The organism is Isoptericola sp. NPDC060257 (assembly GCF_042726645.1).
GTDB lineage: Bacteria > Actinomycetota > Actinomycetes > Actinomycetales > Cellulomonadaceae > Isoptericola > Isoptericola nanjingensis.
In genome coordinates this window covers 1-2,903 of record NZ_JBHXAW010000394.1, presented here as the reverse complement: position 1 = coordinate 2,903, position 2,903 = coordinate 1, and the positions used below count along the sequence as shown (strand labels likewise).

Genomic DNA, 2,903 nt, shown 5'->3' with positions numbered 1-2,903 from the left:
CCCGTGGTCCCGACGGGCTCGACCGGCGGTCCCGACAGGCTCAACGAGCAGCGGCAGAACGAGGAGTGCGAGTGACCACCACCGTCAGCCCGACCCCGCAGCGGGTGCCGGGCAGACCGCGCCGACGCCGGCGGACGACCGACCGCGGCTTCAACCGGGCCTTCCGCTGGATCGCCGTCGGCGCCGGCGTCCTGATCCTCGCGGTGCTCGCCGCCGTCGCGGTGTTCCTGCTGCAGCAGGCGTGGCCGGCACTGACCGCCGGGTCGGACGAGCTGGCGGCCTCGGTGCCGCGCTACCCCGAGGACACGTTGCTGCTCGAGTACGTCGGACCGCTCGTGTTCGGCACGCTGCTCGCGGCGGCGCTGGCCCTCGCGATCGCGACGCCGGTCGCGATGGGGATCGCCCTGTTCATCTCGCACTACGCGCCGCGGCGGCTGTCCCAGCTGCTCGGCTACCTGGTGGACCTGCTGGCGGCCGTCCCGTCCGTCATCTACGGCCTCTGGGGCATCTACGTGCTCGGCCCGGCCGCGCTGCCGGTGTGGGAGTGGCTCAGCTCCTGGTTCGGGTGGTTCCCGCTCTTCGCCGGGCCCGTCTCGCCTACGTCCCGCGTGCTCGCCACGGTCGCGGTGGTGCTCGCCGTGATGATCCTGCCGATCATCACCGCCGTCGCCCGCGAGGTCTTCCTGCAGACGCCGAAGCTTCACGAGGAGGCGGCGCTCGCGCTCGGCGCGACCCGCTGGGAGATGGTCCGCACCGCGGTGCTGCCCTTCGGCCGGTCCGGCGTCATCTCCGCGGCCATGCTCGGCCTGGGCCGGGCGCTCGGCGAGACGATGGCCGTGCTGATGATCCTGTCGCCCGGGTTCCTGTACTCGTTCAAGATCCTCGACAGCGCGCAGCAGCAGACCATCGCCGCGTACATCGCGCTCGACTTCCCGGAGGCGAGCGGGCTCGCGGTGAACACGCTGATCGCCACGGGCCTCGTGCTGTTCGTCATCACGCTGGCCGTCAACATGGCCGCGCGCGCGATCGTGGCGCGCCGCAAGGACTTCTCGGGGGCCAACTGATGAGCACGACCACCCTCTCGGACCCCGCCGGCCCCACCGACGCCAACGCCCGCACGCGCGCGGCGCTGACCGGCGCCGACGGCGCCCGGCGCCGCAAGGACCGCACGATGACGGTGCTGGTCTGGGCCGCGTTCGTCGTGGCCATGGCACCGCTCGTCTCCCTGGTCTGGACGGTGCTCAGCAACGGCGCCGGCCGCATCAGCATGGATTTCCTCACGCTGTCGATGCGCAACATCTTCGGCGGCGACCCGAGCGGCGGCATCTACCACGCCATCGCGGGCACGCTGATCATCACGGCCCTGGCCACGGTGATCTCGGTGCCGATCGGCCTGCTCACCGCGATCTACCTCGTGGAGTACGGCAAGGGCGCGCTGGCCCGCTCGGTGACCTTCTTCATCGACGTCATGACGGGCATCCCGTCGATCGTGGCGGGCCTGTTCGCGGTCTCGCTGTTCACCCTGATCCTGGGGCCGGGCGTGCGGATGGGCGTCATCGGCGCCGTCGCGCTCTCCGTGCTGATGATCCCCGTGGTCGTCCGCTCCTGCGAGGAGATGCTCAAGCTCGTCCCGAACGAGCTGCGCGAGGCGTCGTACGCGCTGGGTGTGCCCAAGTGGCTGACGATCGTCAAGGTCGTGCTCCGCACGTCCGTCGCGGGCCTGACGACGGGCATCCTGCTCGCCGTCGCCCGCGTCATCGGCGAGACGGCGCCCCTGCTCGTGACCGTCGGCGTCACCGACTCGATCAACTTCGACCCCTTCGAGGGCCGCATGATGACGCTCCCGGTGTTCGCCTACCGCCAGTACAGCCAGGGCCTGGCCACCTGCCCGGCCGGCGAGTCCGCCTCCTGCGTGGCGGACATCGCGATCCAGAACGCGTGGGGCGCGGCGCTCGTGCTCATCGTCCTGGTGCTCGCCCTCAACCTCGTCGGCCGGCTGGTGAACCGCTGGTTCTCCCCGAAGCTGCGCTGACCCGCAGCCGCCGCCCGCCGCAGCCCACCAGAAAGAGACGACACGATGGCACAGCGCATCGACGTGAAGGACCTCAACATCTACTACGGCGACTTCCTCGCCGTGCAGGACGTGTCGATGACGATCGACCCCAAGTCGGTGACGGCGTTCATCGGCCCGTCCGGGTGCGGGAAGTCGACCTTCCTGCGCACGCTCAACCGGATGCACGAGGTGATCCCGGGGGCCCGCGTGGAGGGCACCGTGGAGATGGAGGGCGTCGACCTGTACGGCGACGACATCGACCCGGTGGCCGTGCGCCGCAACGTGGGGATGGTCTTCCAGCGGCCCAACCCGTTCCCGACCATGTCGATCCGCGACAACGTGCTCGCCGGCGTGCGGCTGAACAACCGCCGCATCAGCAAGGCCGACGCGGAGGAGCTGGTCGAGGGCTCGCTGCGCGGCGCGAACCTGTGGAACGAGGTCAAGGACCGTCTCGACCGGCCGGGGTCCGGCCTGTCGGGCGGGCAGCAGCAGCGCCTGTGCATCGCGCGCGCCATCGCGGTGAAGCCGCAGGTGCTGCTCATGGACGAGCCGTGCTCGGCCCTCGACCCGATCTCGACCCTCGCGATCGAGGACCTCATCGGCGAGCTGAAGCAGGACTACACGATCGTCATCGTCACGCACAACATGCAGCAGGCGGCGCGCGTCAGCGACCGGACGGCGTTCTTCAACATCGCCGGCACGGGCAAGCCCGGTCGCCTCATCGAGATGAACGAGACGTCGACGATCTTCTCCACCCCGTCCGAGCAGGCCACCGAGGACTACGTCTCCGGCCGCTTCGGGTGACCGGGCGCTGACCCGGGACGGCCGAAGGGGCGGGCCGCAGCAGCTG

General features: G+C 70.6%; 3 protein-coding genes. All 3 read left to right on the top strand.

Annotated elements, in window-relative coordinates:
* Positions 1-71 precede the first annotated feature (71 nt).
* The 3 genes from pstC to pstB are packed head-to-tail and all read left to right on the top strand — an operon-like array spanning position 72 to position 2,857.
* On the top strand, positions 72-1,064 hold the full coding sequence (pstC, locus tag ACFWEK_RS20480) for a phosphate ABC transporter permease subunit PstC (RefSeq protein WP_430555232.1): 993 nt from the start codon (positions 72-74) through the stop codon (positions 1,062-1,064).
* Positions 1,064-2,032, top strand: coding sequence for a phosphate ABC transporter permease PstA (gene pstA / locus ACFWEK_RS20475; protein WP_430555231.1), 969 nt, complete (start codon positions 1,064-1,066; stop codon positions 2,030-2,032). Before pstC ends, pstA begins: the two co-directional genes overlap by 1 nt.
* A gap of 45 nt (positions 2,033-2,077) precedes the next feature.
* Entirely contained in the window at positions 2,078-2,857 is a 780-nt protein-coding gene (gene pstB, locus ACFWEK_RS20470; RefSeq protein ID WP_429733765.1) for a phosphate ABC transporter ATP-binding protein PstB, read from the top strand.
* Positions 2,858-2,903 lie beyond the last annotated feature (46 nt).

Excerpts from the sequence above, each read along its gene's own strand:
- pstA (WP_430555231.1), top strand. The coding sequence starts at position 1,064 with ATGAGCACGACCACCCTCTCGGACCCCGCCGGCCCCACCGACGCCAAC.
- pstB (WP_429733765.1), top strand. The coding sequence starts at position 2,078 with ATGGCACAGCGCATCGACGTGAAGGACCTCAACATCTACTACGGCGAC.